Source organism: Psychroflexus maritimus, assembly GCF_011089875.1.
GTDB lineage: Bacteria > Bacteroidota > Bacteroidia > Flavobacteriales > Flavobacteriaceae > Psychroflexus > Psychroflexus maritimus.
On the sequence record NZ_JAANAS010000001.1, the window covers coordinates 42,157 to 59,172 of the forward strand.

General features: G+C 35.0%; 15 protein-coding genes and 2 tRNA genes. 6 read left to right on the top strand and 11 right to left on the bottom strand.

Translation table 11 applies throughout. From position 1 onward, the window contains the following. Positions 1 to 49 precede the first annotated feature (49 nt). Positions 50 to 1,426, top strand: a complete 1,377-nt coding sequence (locus G7034_RS00180; protein WP_166398942.1) for a pyridoxal phosphate-dependent decarboxylase family protein — start codon at positions 50 to 52, stop codon at positions 1,424 to 1,426. Positions 1,427 to 1,641: 215 nt separating this feature from the next. Here the strand turns inward: G7034_RS00180 and G7034_RS00185 are convergent, their stop codons facing one another. The 7 genes from G7034_RS00185 to G7034_RS00215 form a co-directional block, all read right to left on the bottom strand. Further along, entirely contained in the window at positions 1,642 to 2,205 is a 564-nt protein-coding gene (locus G7034_RS00185; protein WP_166398943.1) for a thioredoxin family protein, read from the bottom strand. Between the two features lie 67 nt (positions 2,206 to 2,272). Beyond that, the gene (locus G7034_RS00190; RefSeq protein ID WP_166398944.1) at positions 2,273 to 2,884 is read right to left on the bottom strand and encodes an arsenate reductase/protein-tyrosine-phosphatase family protein; all 612 of its coding nucleotides are present in this window, start codon (positions 2,882 to 2,884) and stop codon (positions 2,273 to 2,275) included. A 7-nt stretch (positions 2,885 to 2,891) separates the two neighbouring features. Next, positions 2,892 to 3,902, bottom strand: coding sequence for an ACR3 family arsenite efflux transporter (arsB, locus tag G7034_RS00195; RefSeq protein ID WP_166398945.1), 1,011 nt, complete (start codon positions 3,900 to 3,902; stop codon positions 2,892 to 2,894). 21 nt (positions 3,903 to 3,923) lie between these two features. Continuing rightward, positions 3,924 to 4,409 carry a DUF6428 family protein gene (locus G7034_RS00200; RefSeq protein ID WP_166398946.1) on the bottom strand — a complete coding sequence of 162 codons (486 nt, stop codon included), beginning with the start codon at positions 4,407 to 4,409 and terminating at the stop codon, positions 3,924 to 3,926. A gap of 16 nt (positions 4,410 to 4,425) precedes the next feature. Next, positions 4,426 to 4,749, bottom strand: a complete 324-nt coding sequence (locus tag G7034_RS00205) for an ArsR/SmtB family transcription factor (RefSeq protein ID WP_166398947.1) — start codon at positions 4,747 to 4,749, stop codon at positions 4,426 to 4,428. Positions 4,750 to 4,875: 126 nt separating this feature from the next. Continuing rightward, positions 4,876 to 6,399, bottom strand: a complete 1,524-nt coding sequence (locus G7034_RS00210; protein ID WP_166398948.1) for an OmpP1/FadL family transporter — start codon at positions 6,397 to 6,399, stop codon at positions 4,876 to 4,878. Between the two features lie 112 nt (positions 6,400 to 6,511). Further along, positions 6,512 to 7,696, bottom strand: coding sequence for a hypothetical protein (locus tag G7034_RS00215; protein ID WP_187349841.1), 1,185 nt, complete (start codon positions 7,694 to 7,696; stop codon positions 6,512 to 6,514). 154 nt (positions 7,697 to 7,850) lie between these two features. Here G7034_RS00215 and proS point away from each other — a divergent pair, with 154 nt between their 5' ends. From proS to G7034_RS00240, 5 genes are all read left to right on the top strand, one after another. Then, on the top strand, positions 7,851 to 9,329 hold the full coding sequence (proS, locus tag G7034_RS00220) for a proline--tRNA ligase (protein WP_166398950.1): 1,479 nt from the start codon (positions 7,851 to 7,853) through the stop codon (positions 9,327 to 9,329). 77 nt (positions 9,330 to 9,406) lie between these two features. Beyond that, positions 9,407 to 9,478: transfer RNA gene (locus G7034_RS00225), tRNA-Glu, on the top strand. Positions 9,479 to 9,499: 21 nt separating this feature from the next. After that, positions 9,500 to 9,571: transfer RNA gene (locus G7034_RS00230), tRNA-Glu, on the top strand. 19 nt (positions 9,572 to 9,590) lie between these two features. Beyond that, positions 9,591 to 9,842 (top strand): 30S ribosomal protein S20, encoded by a 252-nt coding sequence (gene rpsT, locus G7034_RS00235; RefSeq protein WP_166398951.1) that lies wholly within the window; start codon positions 9,591 to 9,593, stop codon positions 9,840 to 9,842. Between the two features lie 271 nt (positions 9,843 to 10,113). Further along, complete coding sequence (locus G7034_RS00240) at positions 10,114 to 11,193, top strand: porin (protein WP_166398952.1); 1,080 nt, start codon at positions 10,114 to 10,116, stop codon at positions 11,191 to 11,193. 87 nt (positions 11,194 to 11,280) lie between these two features. Here the strand turns inward: G7034_RS00240 and G7034_RS00245 are convergent, their stop codons facing one another. The 4 genes from G7034_RS00245 to G7034_RS00260 form a co-directional block, all read right to left on the bottom strand. Continuing rightward, the gene (locus tag G7034_RS00245; RefSeq protein ID WP_166398953.1) at positions 11,281 to 12,612 is read right to left on the bottom strand and encodes a dihydrolipoamide acetyltransferase family protein; all 1,332 of its coding nucleotides are present in this window, start codon (positions 12,610 to 12,612) and stop codon (positions 11,281 to 11,283) included. 83 nt (positions 12,613 to 12,695) lie between these two features. Further along, positions 12,696 to 13,829 carry a glycosyltransferase family 2 protein gene (locus tag G7034_RS00250; protein WP_166398954.1) on the bottom strand — a complete coding sequence of 378 codons (1,134 nt, stop codon included), beginning with the start codon at positions 13,827 to 13,829 and terminating at the stop codon, positions 12,696 to 12,698. 2 nt (positions 13,830 to 13,831) lie between these two features. Beyond that, complete coding sequence (gene recR, locus G7034_RS00255; protein ID WP_166398955.1) at positions 13,832 to 14,449, bottom strand: recombination mediator RecR; 618 nt, start codon at positions 14,447 to 14,449, stop codon at positions 13,832 to 13,834. Next, positions 14,450 to 16,945 (bottom strand): T9SS type A sorting domain-containing protein, encoded by a 2,496-nt coding sequence (locus G7034_RS00260; RefSeq protein WP_166398956.1) that lies wholly within the window; start codon positions 16,943 to 16,945, stop codon positions 14,450 to 14,452. Positions 16,946 to 17,016: the final 71 nt, after the last annotated feature.

The following is a 17,016-nucleotide window of genomic DNA, read 5'->3' on the forward strand; positions in this document are numbered from 1 at the left end:
TTCCATCAAAAAGCTTTATTTTCGTAAATATAAATTTACTATAATTGTTATGCAAGAAGACTTAAACTTATTTAAGAAATTAGCAGAAAAATTAATCGAAAAAGAAGAAAAACAACCTGTTGTAAAACCCACTGATCAAGAGGATGTTTTTGATGAATTCAATTTATACCTAGACGAAGACCCCATCTCAGAAGAGCAATTCAGCGAACTTTTAGAGCAAATTGTACTTCACACACCAAGAACTTCAACAAAGCTTTTTTTTAATCAACTTTTTGGAGGAAGAAACGCAAAAGCCACGCTTGGCGAATTACTAGCTGTTATGCTTAACACCAGCATGTACACTTATAAAGTTGGTGGCCCACAAGTGGGAATTGAGAAACAAATCTTGCAAAAAGTAATTGAATTGGTAGGTTATAATCCTGCAAAAGCGGGCGGTACTTTTCCTCCTGGTGGTTCTATGAGTAATTTCATGGGACTTTTAATGGGAAGAGATGCTTTTAATCGAAACATTAAAAAAGAGGGGGTTTCGCAAAAAATGATAATTTATACCTCTAAAGAATGTCATTATTCCGTCACTAAAAATGCCACTTTTGCAGGAATAGGAACCGATCAAATTAGACACATTGAAGTTGATAAACGGGGCAGAATGCTACCTGAAGCTTTTGAAAATCAAGTAAAAACCGACTTAGCTGAAGGTTTACATCCTTTCTTTTTAAATATTACGGCAGGTACAACGGTCATGGGAGCATTTGACCCTTTAGAAGAATTATGTGAAATTGCTAAAAAATACGGAATCTGGAGTCATGTAGATGGGGCTTACTGCGGAGCCGTCTTATTCAGTGAAAAGTATAGACATCTGATTCAAGGTGTTGAGAAATCTGATTCTTTCAGTTTTAACGCCCATAAAATGCTGAACACGCCTTTGAGTTGTTCCATTATTGTTACGCAGAATAAAGAAGACTTGGTACATTCGTTTGCTTGTGACGCTAATTACTTGTATCAAACAGGTACCGATGATTTCAACTTAGGAAAAACTTCTTTACAATGCGGTAGAAGAAATGATGCACTTAAGTTTTGGTCGCTTTGGAAATCGGTAGGAAGAAAAGGCCTAGAAGAAATTGTTGATCAGCAGTTTTACTTAGCTGAAGTAGCTAGAGATTACATCAAAAACCACCCTGATTATACTTTATATAGTTATGAAGATTCTATTTCGGTATGCTTTAATTACAAAGGCATTGACCCAAGAATTTTGTGTAACCAAATGTACGAAGAAGGTAAATTAATGGTGGGATACGGTACTTTTGATGAAACTACTTTTATTCGTTTGGTCACTATTAATAGCACGAATTCTAAAGAAGAGATTTTGAATTTCTTTACCACTTTAGAAAAATTTGTTGAAGATTTTGAGATTGTAGAACAAGTTTGATGAGAAGGAGCGATATAGATTGTGAAGTTACAAACTTTGCATAGCAGAAAGAATGTTATGTCTTTGTTGACAAAAAGATTCCGTTTAAAATTTGTCTAGGAAATTTATGTGAGCCGAAATTTTTAGGGAATGACAAATCACAATTTTTATTAGGCTTTGCTTTTTAATTCACTCTTCTCACTCTTCGCCAAGCCGAAAGGCTTAAGAAAGGACATTTATTTTGAATTCTTCCACTTAATACCACATCCCATACTTGGTTTTTGGTTTTTTGGAGGTTGTTGATTATTCATTAGAGCATCTAAAGCTTCTCTGATGTTTCTACCCGTAACATTAATTCCATTTTTTGGTCTTGAATCATCTAATTGACCGCGGTAAAAAAGTTCATCGGCATTGTCAAATACATAAAAATCGGGAGTGCAGGATGCTTTGTAAGCTTTGGCTACTTTTTGTGTTTCATCGTATAAATAAGGGAAAGGATAATTCAATTTTCTGCCGTATTCCCACATTTTATCGGGGTGGTCTTCGGGATAATTTTCAACATCATTACTAGAAATAGCAACAAAACCGAAACCTAAAATTCGGTAGTCGTTAGCTAAGCGAATGATTTCATCGTTCACATGTTTCACATACGGACAATGATTACAAATAAACATGACCACTGTGCCTTTTTTTCCTTTTACATCTTCAAAACTAAAGTAATCTTTGGTCAAGGTGTCTTTTAAACGAAAATCGGGAGCTTTTGTTCCCAAATCTAACATAGTAGATGGTGTTAATGCCATTTCTTTTTTGTGCTAAGGTAAACATTTTTAAAATGAAGAGCAATACAAATTTTAATCGTAATTCTACTTACTTGAGTAATGACAAAGCATAAAAAGCCTCTCGTCCTATTTGGCGACTTCTTTCTAAGTAGGTTTGTTCCATTTGTGAAGTACCGTCTGAAATTTTAGGATCTTCGTAGGTAAGTGAGAATCTAAATTCAGCTTGAGGAATAAACGGACAATTTACTTCGGCGTGGCCACAAGTCATAATCGCAATAAATTGTTCAGGGAGGCTATTATCTGAAATAGTTTTGGAAAAACATTTTACACTTCGATTTCCAAAGTAAGAGAGCTCAACCTTTGGGTTTTCTTCTGAAAGGTTTTCTTGTAGAAACCTACTTTCTACTGAAAAACCTTGTTTCATTAAAACTTTCAGGGTGTTTGGATGAATTCTTGTGGTTTCTGTTCCTGCGGAATAAGTCTTCAGAAAAGAAAAATCATATTCCTCTGAAGCTACTTGCCACCAAAGTTGCGCTAAATGACTTCGCCTTGAATTATGCGTACAAACAAAAACAAGATTTACTTCGTCTTGCTTAATTTGCTGAATTCTTCTTACCAAGTCTTGAAGGACTTTTTTTCGTTCTTCAGAAATAACTTCAAAAGAAGATTTAAGGTATTGAATTTCTTTTTTTAATAACATATATCAACTAATATTTCCAACGATTAGCAATAGCTACCAAGGATAGCATCACAGGGACTTCTATTAAAATTCCAACTACAGTTGCTAAGGCTGCACCAGAATTCAATCCAAATAAAGCAATAGCAACAGCTACGGCTAATTCAAAAAAATTACTTGCTCCAATAAGCGATGACGGAGCACAAATTTGATGCTTTAAACCTATCCACTTTCCAGTAAACCAAGCAATAAAAAAGATAAAATAAGTCTGTATAGTAAGCGGTACGGCAATGAGTAAAATATGAAATGGCTGTTGAATGATTTGATTGCCTTGAAAAGCAAACAACAATACCAAGGTAGTGAGTAAAGCAATAATTGAAATTGGTTTCAGCTTTGGAAGAAAAACCTCTTCTAGCCACTTTTTGCCTTTTGTTTGAATTAATAATTTATTGGATAGATACCCCGCTACAAGGGGAATTACCACAAAAATAACTACTGAAGACAGGAGCGTGTTGTATGGGATTTCAATGTTGGTTACACCCAATAAAAAGCGAACAATAGGAATAAACGCCACTAACAAAACCAAGTCGTTCACAGAAACTTGAACCAAGGTATAATTGGCATCTCCTTTAGTTAAGTACGACCAAACAAATACCATAGCCGTACAAGGTGCAGCTCCTAAAATAATAGCTCCTGCTATATATTCTTGGGCTAATTCGGGTTCTAAATAAGCATGAAAGAGTTGGTCTAAAAACAACCAAGCAAAAAAGGCCATGGTAAAAGGCTTAATTAACCAATTTACAATTAAGGTTAAACTTAACCCTTTGGCGTTTTGACCTATGTTTTTTAATGAAGAAAAATCAATTTGCACCATCATTGGGTAAATCATCATCCAGACTAAAATTGCTACTGGAATATTGACTTTGGCAATTTCTAATTCACTTAAAAAAGTTATGGAATCTCCTACTAGATTTCCGATAAGTATTCCAGCTACAATTCCTAATAAAACCCACAAACTTAAGTAGCGTTCAAAAGTTCCCATAAATACGTTATTTATATGAATTTAGCAACACCCAGCATTGGGATCACATTGCATTTGCTGAAATTCAGATAATTTCATTTTTGGTTTTTTACTTCTTGGCAGTTTTTCTTCAGGAATTCCGCATTTGTCTTTCGCTAAACAATCGGTTAAGGTAGATTCAAGTATAAATTTCCCGTTTTGGAAAGCTAAATTATACTTACCAATGGTATTTGATTGGTATTCAACCTCAACAGGTAAATGTTCGCTTAGTAGCAATTTTTCTTCAGAAAGCTCAATAATTGAGTTGAGTTTTTCAGCTGAAAGTCGGTGTTCAACATCATCAGCTGTCCACAATTGAAAATTAGCTTTTTTCTCGTCTCTTAGTGTTCCCCCACAATCAATAAATCGTTTAGCCACCTCTCCTACTTCGGTGACGTGAAAATGAGCAGGAACTTTTTCTCCTGAAGCCAATTGAAATTCTACATGCTCAACTTGCTTTAAGGCTTGTTTTACTTCTTTAATCGTCATAGTTTTTTTTTAAGAATTAACAACATTGTTCGGAAGTAGTCAAATCTAAGCCATCAAACAAATCTAAGAGTTGTTGAAGTGCAGTATAATCAATGCAATAACAAACTGAAGTGCCTTCAACTGTTCCTTGAATTAAACCAGCATTTTTTAGCACTTTTAAATGTTGACTAATCGTGGCTTGTGCTAAGCCTATTTCGTCAACAATTGTTCTACACACGCAAGCTTTTTGCTTTAGCAGAAACTTGATAATAGCCACCCGAGCTGGATGCGCTAAGGCTTTTGCTAAAGTAGCTAACTGCACATCTTCTTGTTGATATAATTTATCTTTCACTAATCCCACACGGCAAAGGTAGTAAAAATTATCTATTTATCGTAAAATTACGATGAATGGATAATCAAAAAAGCCACAGCAAAAATCTGTGGCTTTTTTTCACTCATCTTAAAACAACAACAACAATATTTTTATTTAAAACAAGAAGCTATAAGTCATCATAACTTGATGAATTGTGTTTTCTGAAAATGCAGCAGTTGAAAGACCTGTTTGAACAAACTGCTCTTCTCGGTCAAAATTAGTTAATCGGTAAGCAAAATCAATATTATTATTCCCAAATTTATAACCCAAGCCTGCTGAATACCCGTGAGAATCGCCAAAAAAGAAATCATCTTTAAACTGTGATTGCGGTGATTGCGGTGATTGAGTGTAATTGTAACCCCCTCTAAAACTCCATACATCATAGACATATTCACCGCCAATATTTAGGTTATGCGTAGATTGAAAGGTATTGCTTATTTGCCCATTTAGGCCTAATCCACTTGAAAAACGTTGATTTGCGAAATCTTGATAGGTGTAATCTAAACTCAATAAGCCTGACTGACCAAACACATAAGCTATACTTGCTGTCGCTTTTCCTGGGCTTCTAAAGGAGTAGGAAGGAAAAAAATTAATCACATCTGGGAAAAGTGCAATATTGCCTTCATTCTCTGTTAAAACATCAATGCCTTGGGTAAGGTCTTCTTCAATATTATACCAAGTAGGTGTAGTTAATGATGCTCCTAATCGCAAACCTTCTACAACATAAATTGCGCCTAATTGCATAGAAAAACCACTACCTCTTACACGCAAATCGTTTTCATAAAACAAATCTAACACCTCTCCTTGTGGGTTATTGACGCTTTCAAAATAAGAAGTATATCGATCAAAATTTATAACATGAGCATTTAAGTTAGCTCCTACGTATAACTGATCGTTAACTTGTAAGCCAAGATTAAAGTTAATAACAGAGTTAATTCCTGATTCTCTTTGTATCATATCATTGCCGTAACTTGACCCTTGTATATTAGAATTGTATTGGGTTTCATTATTTGCTCCACTTTCAGGGCTAATTAAAAACCCTTGATAACCTAGAAGAGCCTCCTGCCCTTCTAAGCCAAAATTACTTCCCATAAATCGATATACTCCATCTAAAGACTCTCCATCATTGATGAATAAGTTATTAACTGCAATTCCATTAGCACGATTTACAAAATAATCTCCAATACTTTCGGTAGTTGTTCCAAAAGCTCTGAAGTTTCGATTAAAGTTACCTGTTCTCTCGTAATTAATTCCAAAAGTAAATTTTTGAACTGCAGCATTAGGATCATTGCTTTCAAAAACAAAGACCCCCCCTACTTGAGGCATTCCCAATCTACTTCTTGAACGAGAAGCTTCGCCTACTTCTAAGTTTGGATTTCCAAATTGCGTATCTACATTATTCCTTCTATAATCAAAAGTAAATGACGCTGCATTAGAATTAAAAACGGCAGAGCCTGCAGGGTTAACTTTAATTGAAGATAGGTCATTTCCTAAAGCGCCAAAAGCTCCTCCCATTCCAACAAATCGAGCTGTGCCAGATAATTCTTGCGTAGAGTACCTTAGTCCATCAAAAATATCTTGTGCGGTAAGCGTAAAGCTTACCAACACAAGACTTAAACTTATTGCTATATTTTTCATTTGTTCCAAGCTATTTTTTATTAATTTCAAATGTAACACTTTCGTCATCTTGTGAGATAAAGAAGAGTTTTATACCTAAGTGTTTCATTAGTTTTCCTTTTTAAAATTAGATTTATCTTCTACCTCCAGATCTACCTCCACCAGAGCGCATTCCTCCAGAACTTCTCATACCGCCTCCAGAAGAGCGCATACTTCCTGAGCTTCTACTCGGTGAACTAGTTTTAATTGATGATCTAGTACGTGTACTTTTATTTGTCTTTCTAACATTACTTCTATTGGTAGATCGGACAGAGCTTCTATTTATATTGCCACGCGAAGTTGCTCTAGCATTTACACTTCTAGGGTTTCTTACACGACTAACATTTCCTCGTGTTGCTCTTGTATTAGCTCCTCTTACATTAGAACCACGTGTATTTCCTCTTACAGTAGAGCCTCTAGTATTTCCTCTTAGGTTTCTACTTCTAGAAGTTCCTCTAACCCCAGCTTGACGTGTAGTTGATGTACCTCGTATATTTCTATTTGAACGTGTTGCATTATTATTAGAACGGACACTTTGATTACTTCTCACACCTTGAGAACGACTTCCGTTTCTGCCTTGATTTGAGCGAACATCAGATCGATATCCATTAGAAGCAACAGAACTTCGGTAACGTTGTCCAGATAAACCTGCTCTTCCATTTCTATAGGTTCTATGATAAACTCCAGCATAATAGCCTCCTCCATAGTAACCACCCCAACCAGGACCGTAGTAACCACCTCCCCAGCCCCAACCAGGGCCATAGAAGCCACCGCCCCAGCCAAAACCAAAGCCTCCGCCCCAGCCCCAACCAGGACCGTAAAAACCGCCCCAGCCCCATCTAGGGCCATAGAAACCACCGTAACCCCAACCAGGACCCCAAAATGGATCATAGAAGCCGCCACCCATCACATTGACGGTAACGTTAGAACCAGCACTCCCCCAACCAGGATTAGCTGCAGCCTGACCACCTAAGTCGTCATAATATACTTCATCTTCATAATAATAATCATCTTGTTGTTGCGCAGGTCTTCCTTGTACGTTATTGTTGCCGTTGTCAACCCCTCTAGCTTGAGAAATTTGCTGACTTTGCTCACCAAAATAATTAGAATAATCTGTGTTGGTAGTTGTGCTACCTGAAGATTGCTGAACTCTTGGCTGACTCGAAGCCATTTGCTGTTCGTTGGCAGGGGTTGACCTGCTACCGTATATACCATCATTGGCTCCTACATTGTGATAAGAACCACAAGAAGACATAAAAACCACGGTAACGACGCCCATACCGAGCGCTTTTAAATTTGTTTTAAGATTGTTGAATAACATAACTTGTGGTTTTAAATTGTTTTACTTATTGTTATTTTACTTAGTTTTGCGAACTAATTAATTATCAATTAATATAGAGCAATTTTTGTGCCAAAATAAGAAATTAACTAATATGAGTAAAAAGTTAACGCCGAGATCTCAAGATTATTCAAAATGGTATAATCAGCTAGTAGTGGAAGCCGATTTAGCTGAAAATTCTGCTGTTCGAGGCAGTATGGTAATAAAACCTTATGGTTATGCTATATGGGAAAAAATGCAAAGCGATTTAGATAGACGATTTAAAGAAACCGGACATGAAAACGCTTATTTTCCATTATTTGTTCCGAAGCACCTTTTTGAAGCAGAAGAAAAAAATGCTGAAGGCTTTGCGAAAGAATGTGCGGTGGTTACCCATTATCGGTTAAAAAATGACCCAGACAACCAAGGTAAATTAATTGTTGATCCTGAGGCTAAGTTAGAAGAAGAATTAATTGTTAGGCCTACTTCTGAAGCTATTATATGGAGCACGTACAAGAACTGGATTCAATCCTATAGAGATTTACCTATTTTAGTTAATCAGTGGGCTAATGTAGTTCGTTGGGAGATGCGCACTCGCTTATTTTTAAGAACGGCTGAATTTTTATGGCAAGAAGGGCATACCGCTCACGCTACAAAAGCAGAAGCTATTGAAGAAGCCGAAAAAATGAACGAAGTTTATGCCGAATTTGCAAGAGAAGTATTAGCCATACCCGTTATTAAAGGAAGGAAAAGTCCAAGTGAACGTTTTGCTGGTGCTGTTGAAACCTATTGCATTGAAGCCTTAATGCAAGATGGAAAAGCACTTCAAGCTGGAACCTCGCACTTTTTAGGGCAAAACTTTGCTAAAGCATTTGATGTTAAATATACTTCTAAAGAAGGAAAACAAGAATATGTCTGGGCCACAAGTTGGGGGGTATCTACTCGTTTAATGGGTGCATTAATTATGAGCCACAGTGATGACCAGGGCTTGGTCTTACCTCCAAAACTTGCTCCTTACCAAGTTGTTATTGTACCTATTTACAGAAAACAAGAACAACTTGACCAAATCACTGAGGTAGCTGAAGAATTAATGAAAGAATTTAGAGACAAAGGAATTCGCGTAAAGTTTGACCATAGAGATACACATAAGCCGGGTTGGAAATTTGCGCAATATGAATTACAAGGTGTACCCACAAGAATTGCTATTGGACCTAAAGACTTAGAAAAAGGAACAGTAGAACTAGCTAGAAGAGACAATCTATCGAAAGAATTTATACAAAGAAACGAAGTAGTTGACCGTGTTGTTGCTTTAATGGATGAAATTCAAGATTCGTTGTACAATAAAGCATTAGATTTCCAAGAATCACACACTACAAAAGTAGATACCTTTGAAGAATTTAAGGAAGTTCTAGAAAAAAAAGGAGGTTTTATAGCAGCTCATTGGGACGGTACAGAAGAAACCGAACAAAAAATAAAAGAACTTACCAAAGCCACCATAAGATGCATTCCAGACAAGCAAGAGAAAGAAGCTGGAAAATGCGTATTAACTAACTCAAAATCAGAAGGAAGAGTGCTTTTTGCTAAAGCCTATTAATTTTTTTGTTTTTTTTTATTCAAATATTTTGGATAAATGACAAAATAAACTATTTTTGCAACCGCAAATAAGCAGACGGTCCGTTCGTCTAGTGGTTAGGACGCCAGGTTTTCATCCTGGTAACAGGGGTTCGATTCCCCTACGGACTACAAATATTGAAGAAAATCAAGGGTCCGTTCGTCTAGTGGTTAGGACGCCAGGTTTTCATCCTGGTAACAGGGGTTCGATTCCCCTACGGACTACAAAAAAAAGAAAATTGAAATGGCAAATCATAAGTCAGCATTAAAAAGAATTAGAAGTAACGAAGCAAAAAGACTTCGTAACAAATATCAACACAAAACTACAAGAAACGCTATCAAGAAGTTAAAATCTATTGCTTCTAAAGAAGAAGCATCAAACGAACTTCCTAAGGTGGTTTCTATGGTTGATAAGTTGGCTAAAAAAAATATTATTCACAACAATAAAGCCGCCAATTTAAAATCGCAGTTAGCTAAACATGTAGCTAGTTTATAGTTGTAAAAATTTTATAATTTATCCGCTTGGATGAAATTCTAAGCGGATTTTTTTTCCATAAAACAATCTTAGTAGAAAAGTTTGTGTTTCATAGTTAAAGTTTTTTTGGTTAATAATTAAAGCTATCTTCGGATAGCTTTTTTTTGTTTGCCAATAACAAATTATCCAAAAGTTATTTTAAAAACTTAAAATTCTAAATTGCCTTGGATTTTGAAAACTGAAGCTGATAAAAAAATGATTAATTTTAATTTATTTTTCTATTTTTGAAAACATGAGGAAAATTATATACACCCTATATGCGCTTCTTTTAGCAAATTATGTTCAAGGACAAGCTTGGATTGAAAAGATTGAATTGTCAACCTATATAGAAAGTTACTATAACTATGATTTTAACCAACCTAAATCTAACGAGATACCCGGTTTTCTGTACAATTTTAATCGTCATAATGAAGTTAATTTAAACATTGGATTTATACAAGCCAGTTATATTAGCGATGAGGTAAGAGCAAATCTAGCTTTAATGACAGGAACCTATGCTAATGTAAATTTAGCCGACGAACCTGATGTTATGAAAAATATATTTAGAGCAAACGCTGGTGTAAAACTTACAAAAAATCATCAATTGTGGTTAGATGCGGGTATATTTGATTCTCATATTGGATTTGAGAGCGCTATTGGTGCAAATAACCTGACATTATCACGCAGCATTATGGCCGAAAATTCGCCTTATTATCTAGCTGGAGTTAAATTAAGTTATACTTCTTCAAATAAACTATGGGATTTCTCTTTGTCCTACCTTAATGGGTGGCAACGCATACAACGAGTAGAAGGCAATTCTTCGCCAGCTTTTGGTCATCAAATCACCTATCAACCAAATAAGCAATGGACTTTTAATTCAAGCTCGTTTGTGGGTAATGATTTTCCTGATGAATTCAAAAAAAACAGATATTTCCATAACTTTTATACAATTTACCAACCCAATATGCATTGGAAATTTATATTTGGCTTAGACTCAGGCTGGCAACAGAAAGAAAAAGGTAGTAGCCAATACAGCAATTGGTTTTCCCCTAACCTGATTGCCCAATACCAATTAAATGAAAAAAGTAAACTTGCAGGAAGAGTTGAATATTTTGATGACCAAGACAATGTTATTATAGCTTCTGATTTAGTAAACAATTTTGGGTTTCAAGTTTCTTCGTACTCACTTACATTCGATTATCAAATCACAAGCTTGATTTTATGGCGAATTGAAGCAAGACATTTTCTAGGTAACAATGAACTTTTTCAACAAAACAATGAATTGGTTAAAGATTCCTTTTTTATAACTAGCTCATTAGCGATTAAACTTTAAATTGAAACAATATAAAAAGGCTGCCTTCTTAAGACAGCCTTTAAATTAAATTGATTACTAAACTCTAGCAACCTGTACTATAGTTTTTTAAATAGACCTTTCATTGTCAAAAGATTCTAAGTATTGCGCTACACGTTGAACAAATTGTCCGCCCAGTGCACCATTAACCACTCGGTGGTCATAAGAATGTGATAAAAACATTTTGTATCTAATTCCTATGAAATCTCCTTCTGAAGTTTCAATTACTGCTGGAACTTTTCTTATAGCGCCTAGTGCTAAAATAGCTACTTGTGGTTGGTTGATAATTGGTGTTCCCATTATGCTTCCAAAAGTACCTACATTGGTTACTGTATAAGTTCCTCCTTGAGTTTCGTCGGGTTTAAGTTTTCCTATTCTTGAACGTCCAGCTAAGTCATTAACTTTTTTTGCCATTCCAAGTAAGTTCAGCTGATCGGCATCTTTAATAACAGGAACAATGAGGTTTCCGTCAGGAAGAGCTGCCGCCATTCCTAAATTGATGTGTTTGCGCTTTATTACTCGATCTCCATCTACTGAAATATTAATCATTGGAAAATCTTTAATCGCTTTAGCCACAGCTTCCATAAATATAGGAGTAAATGTTAGCTTTTCTCCCTCTCGCTTTTCAAAAGCAGCTTTATTTTTCTTTCTCCAATTCCAAATTTTTGTAACGTCTGCTTCTATAAAAGATTGAACATGAGCAGATGTTTGTACACTTTGCACCATGTGATGAGAAATCAATTTACCCATTCTTGACATTTCAATAATCTCATCTTCAGCATTCACATTTACAGGAGTTGTTGGAACAACAGGCTTACTTGTAGCAGTTTCTTGCTCAGGTTGAGCTTTATCAGTTACACTTGATGAGATTTTTCCAGAAGCTCTATTTTCTAAATAAGACAACATATCATCTTTTGTTACTCTTCCTTCAAGACCACTGCCTTGAATGCTTTCTAACTCTTGAAGTGTAACGCCTTCTTCTTTTGCAATATTCTTAACTAAAGGTGAGTAAAAACGTTTAGCTTCAGAAAAATCTTGGCTTTTTGTAGTTGATTTAGCCTGATCTAAAAATTCAGCGGCTTTTTCAGCAGTAGCTAATACCTCTTCATTTGCAGCATCAGAATCAGTTTGACTTTGACTCTCCTCTTGAGTGGTCTCTGCGTCGGTTTCAATAATTGCAATGACTTCACCAACTTTAACTACATCATCCACATTAAAAAACCTTTCAATAAGCTTTCCATCAACTTCACTAGGAACTTCAGAATCAACTTTATCAGTAGCAATTTCTAAAACTGGCTCATCAGCTTCAATTTCATCACCAACCTCCTTTAACCAGTTAGTGATTGTTGCTTCTGCAACGCTCTCACCCATTTTGGGTAGTTTTAATTCGAATTTTGCCATATCTTTACCTTAGCGGTTATTTTTTAATTCAGATTGCGAATTTAATAAATTTAAGCCTACTTTTACTTAATTATATTTAAAAGTTAAAACTCAAGTACTTCCCCTTGTATATAACTTGAATCGCTTCCAATAATGTAATTAGCTCCTTTTGGACGTATTCTGTAGTATAAGCCAATATCATGATTTTCAACTATTAAATTAATTATTTGCTGATAAGAAAGTTGATTGGCATCAAGAATAAAAAGGCTTTCTTTTTCTTTGAATTGTTGTGCTGCAGCGGCCTTTAGTTGGTGTTTTTTTGCGCTTTCAAATTTTACATGTGTAGAAAATGCGTTGATTATATCTTTGTTACAATTAACAAATACTAAATTTTTGATTTTTAGCTTCCGCTTAACAACATGTTTATTTACTCTAGAAATGGCTACTAATTTAATGAAAATCAGCATCATTTTCGCTAAATTAGATAATAGCAGGGATTGATTGAAATGTTTATTGTAAAAAATCAACATTGCATTATAAAACCGATTAACGTAAACCTTATTCTTAACCGTACTTTCTCCTTTAAAATGAATTACTTTTTCACTTCCTAGATAGTAGTTTTTATAATTGTGTTTTAGAAAAGAATAGCTTAAATCAATATCTTCACCATACATAAAATAGGTTTCATCTAGTCCACCAACTTGCCAATACCTATCTTTTCTCATCAACATAAAGGCACCAACTAGTATTTCAACTTCACTAAAATCTTTTGTTTTTATATGTTCTGGATAATAACTTTTATTTTTTCCCAGTAATTTAGAAAAAACAACTTGTGGAGTAGGAATATTTCTTTTACTTTCTGGCAAGAAATGCCCTGTTCCATTCATTAAATAGGGGCCTAATGCGCCAAGGTTAGTGAGTGATTTTGCTTTAGCTAACAAATTTTTAAATGTATTTTTACCTACTATTGTATCTGGATTTAAAAGGCAAATATAACTGCCTTTAGCACGCTTAACACCTACGTTATTACCCGCAGAAAATCCTAAATTAGAATCATTTTGTAAGTATATAAATTCTGGAAATTCATTTTGAACTAATTGAGAGGTTGCTTTATCTTTTGCATTATTGACCACAATAACTTCTGCATCTATTGCTTCTATTGATTCTCTTACAGAGCCTAAACATAAGTTTAAATAGTGCGGAACTTTGAAAGTTAATATGATTATAGATAGCTCCACTATTAATTTTTTAATGAGTTTTCAAAAGGAACACGTTGTAAAATACTTCGGCCTAAACTAATTTGATCTGCATATTCAAGCTCATCGCCTACAGCTATACCTCGGGCAATTGTAGAAACCTTAATTGATGATTTTTCTATCTGCTTAAAAATATAGTAGTTTGTTGTATCTCCTTCCATGGTGCTACTAAGTGCAAAAATTAATTCTGTTATCTCTGATGAATTCACTTTATGAATCAATGAATCGATAGTTAAGTCTGAAGGTCCTATTCCTTCCATCGGATTTATTTTTCCACCAAGCACATGATAAACTCCAGAAAATTGTTGCGTATTTTCTATAGCCATAACGTCTCTTACATCCTCTACAATGCATATTAAGCTTTGGTCTCTTTTAGCATCTGCACAAATTTCGCAGATAGGTTGATCACTTATATTGTGACATTCCTTACAAAATTTAATTTTCATTTTTAAATCTACCAAAGCACTCGCTAAATTTGTAGTTCGCTCTGAAGGTTGATCTAATAAATGAAGAACTAAACGAAGAGCTGTACGCTTACCTATTCCAGGCAGCAGAGCTACTTCTTGAACTGCATTTTCTAAAATTTTAGAAGAAAAATTCACTTAATTTATAATTAGTTTTTTGGTACTAGTGCCTACAGCATTATCAATCTTAACAAAATATACTCCCGATTTAAAGCTGCTTACGTCTAAAGTAAATTCAGTAGTTAGGTCTAATGATTTTTTATCTATAATAAGCTTTCCTGTTTGTGAATAAACCTGTAGATAAGACAATCCCTCATAATCTAAAGAAAAGCTTACTTTATTTGTTGTGGGATTAGGATACATTTTAAACTCCTCTAATTTGGCAAATTCTTCTGAAGAGAAAGTAGTTTCATACAAATCACTAACCCATAAGCCTCGTCCGTAAGTTCCTGCATATATTTTATTTTGTTCAAAATTAATTTCTAATTCGTTAATAATCACATTGGGTAAGTTAGTGTTGTAAGGAATCCATTCATTCAATTCGTCATTTATGTAGTACACTCCATAATTCATTCCTAAGTACAATCCGTTTTTATCTGTATTATCCCAAGTTAAATCCAGGGCCTGAAAATCAGGCAAATTGAATTGAAATGACTCCCAGTTAGCTCCTCCATCCTCAGTAACAAAAACTTTTGAATTATCGTTTGTAGCAACTGCCACTTGATTCTGATTTTGCGGGTGAACAGCTATAGAATTAATAAAACCAAGGCTATTGGTTACTGTTAGCCAACCAAGACCATTAACCGTTGTTTTAACAAGCGTATTTCCATATGATGCAAAAACAACATTTGGATTTGATTGAGCAATTTCTATATGATCAAGATTAGAAGCAAATGGAGGCGAGTAAGTATCCCAACTTAAACCTCCATTTTCGGATTTAAAAATTTGATTATAACCTACAAAGATTGTATTTTCCTCGGTGGGGTGTTGTGTAAATGGAGTTACCCAATTTCCAGAACCAGTTGGCGAATTTATTTGAGCAAGGCTTTGTCCATTATTTTCTGATTTATGCAACCCCCCAAATTGTACCGTACCATAAACAATCTCTGGATTATCTTTATCATAAAAGCTTTCCATTCCATCGCCACCTATCCAATCAATCCATTCTTCAGTTACTGCATTATAAATAGATGTGCCATTATCTTGAGATCCACCTGAAACTTGTGTTTCTTGAGTTTGAGCTACCCCAATTTTATAAAACTGACGAATACCTAAATTTTGAGATAAGTCTGTAAAATAGCCCGCGGTAATATTTTCAGAATCCTCTACTTTAAAAAAACCACCATCAGTTCCTACATAGAGTACATCACCATAAAATTCCATGATGTCAACATCAGCATGACAATAACCCAACCCCGCATTGGCAGCATTTCCAGGAACCCAATCTGAAGTAGGCAAGAAGTTTGTGCCACCGTCTATAGAACGCCACGCATTAATACCTGCTATATGAACTTCATCTTTATTATTAGGGCTAACTGCAATAGCCATATCTCTTGGCGCTTGACCTAAATCATCATCAGCAACTGTACTATAGCCGAAGTAATTTTTATCAAGGTGTTCTGAGAGTAAAGTAAAAGTATCTCCCGCATCGTCTGATTTATACAATCCGCCAAAAACGTTATTATCAGCCTCTAAAACATAAATCCGATTAGCGTCATCTGGACTAACCCCAATCATTTTAGGGCCATTGTTAAAACCATTAATGCTTGTAAAATTTACTCCAGAATTGGTTGACTTATGTACGCCACTTCCTGAAATATAAACTACAGAAGGATCTGTTGGTGAAAATTGAATATCAAATCCTCTGTTATCAAAGGTTTTCTTTTCCCATGTTTCGCCTCCGTCTGAAGATCTATAAATACCAGAATTTTCTGAGGTGGCAAACATAATATTTGAATCGTTTGGGTGAACTAAAATTTTATTGACTAAAGAATTACCAGCCGAACCTATTTCCGTCCAAGTTTCTCCTTGATTAATCGATTTATAAATTCTGCCTCCATTTGAACCAAAAAAATAAATATCCGAATTTGTTGGATGCATTGCTGTAGAGAAAACATGCATATTTGAAAAGTAGTCGTTTAAGGGTTCCCAAGTTTCACCTCCATCTAGCGTTTTCCAAACTCCGCCTGTATTGGCTCCTACAATAATATGGTTCTCATCTTCGGGGTCAATGCTAAAAGCAGTAACTCTTCCTACTCCTGGATTCCATCCAGTTGTTGCGTTGTAATCGAAAGGTCCCAACTCCTCCCACTCATCATTTGAAGCATAAGTAGAACTTGGTTTTTGTAAAAATTGACTAGTATATTTTTCTAATTCTCGAACATAAAAGTCTTCTGATTTTAAATAGCCCTGGCTATCCATTAACCTGAGTGCCATGTATTCCCAGCGTTTAAATTGTTTGTAGCCACTGCCTCTACCCTTTTGTCGATCTTTGAAGTATCGTTCTGCTTCTTCTTGTATTTCGGCTACTTTGTAATCTCCAGATTCAACCATCAGTTTGTATTCCTGAGCAGAAGAATGGAAAGAAAACCCTAGAAACAATAAACTAACTAAGAATAAGTAATATTTAAACATTCTATTAATTTTATTCAAAAATACATTTTTTTAGATTTTTGCAAACAATATTTCTACATTTGTCTTGCTAA

Excerpts from the sequence above, each read along its gene's own strand:
- G7034_RS00180 (WP_166398942.1), top strand. The coding sequence starts at position 50 with ATGCAAGAAGACTTAAACTTATTTAAGAAATTAGCAGAAAAATTAATC.
- G7034_RS00185 (WP_166398943.1), bottom strand. The coding sequence starts at position 2,205 with ATGGCATTAACACCATCTACTATGTTAGATTTGGGAACAAAAGCTCCC.
- G7034_RS00190 (WP_166398944.1), bottom strand. The coding sequence starts at position 2,884 with ATGTTATTAAAAAAAGAAATTCAATACCTTAAATCTTCTTTTGAAGTT.
- arsB (WP_166398945.1), bottom strand. The coding sequence starts at position 3,902 with ATGGGAACTTTTGAACGCTACTTAAGTTTGTGGGTTTTATTAGGAATT.
- G7034_RS00200 (WP_166398946.1), bottom strand. The coding sequence starts at position 4,409 with ATGACGATTAAAGAAGTAAAACAAGCCTTAAAGCAAGTTGAGCATGTA.
- G7034_RS00210 (WP_166398948.1), bottom strand. The coding sequence starts at position 6,399 with ATGAAAAATATAGCAATAAGTTTAAGTCTTGTGTTGGTAAGCTTTACG.
- G7034_RS00215 (WP_187349841.1), bottom strand. The coding sequence starts at position 7,696 with ATGGGCGTCGTTACCGTGGTTTTTATGTCTTCTTGTGGTTCTTATCAC.
- proS (WP_166398950.1), top strand. The coding sequence starts at position 7,851 with ATGAGTAAAAAGTTAACGCCGAGATCTCAAGATTATTCAAAATGGTAT.
- rpsT (WP_166398951.1), top strand. The coding sequence starts at position 9,591 with ATGGCAAATCATAAGTCAGCATTAAAAAGAATTAGAAGTAACGAAGCA.
- G7034_RS00240 (WP_166398952.1), top strand. The coding sequence starts at position 10,114 with ATGAGGAAAATTATATACACCCTATATGCGCTTCTTTTAGCAAATTAT.
- G7034_RS00245 (WP_166398953.1), bottom strand. The coding sequence starts at position 12,612 with ATGGCAAAATTCGAATTAAAACTACCCAAAATGGGTGAGAGCGTTGCA.
- G7034_RS00260 (WP_166398956.1), bottom strand. The coding sequence starts at position 16,945 with ATGTTTAAATATTACTTATTCTTAGTTAGTTTATTGTTTCTAGGGTTT.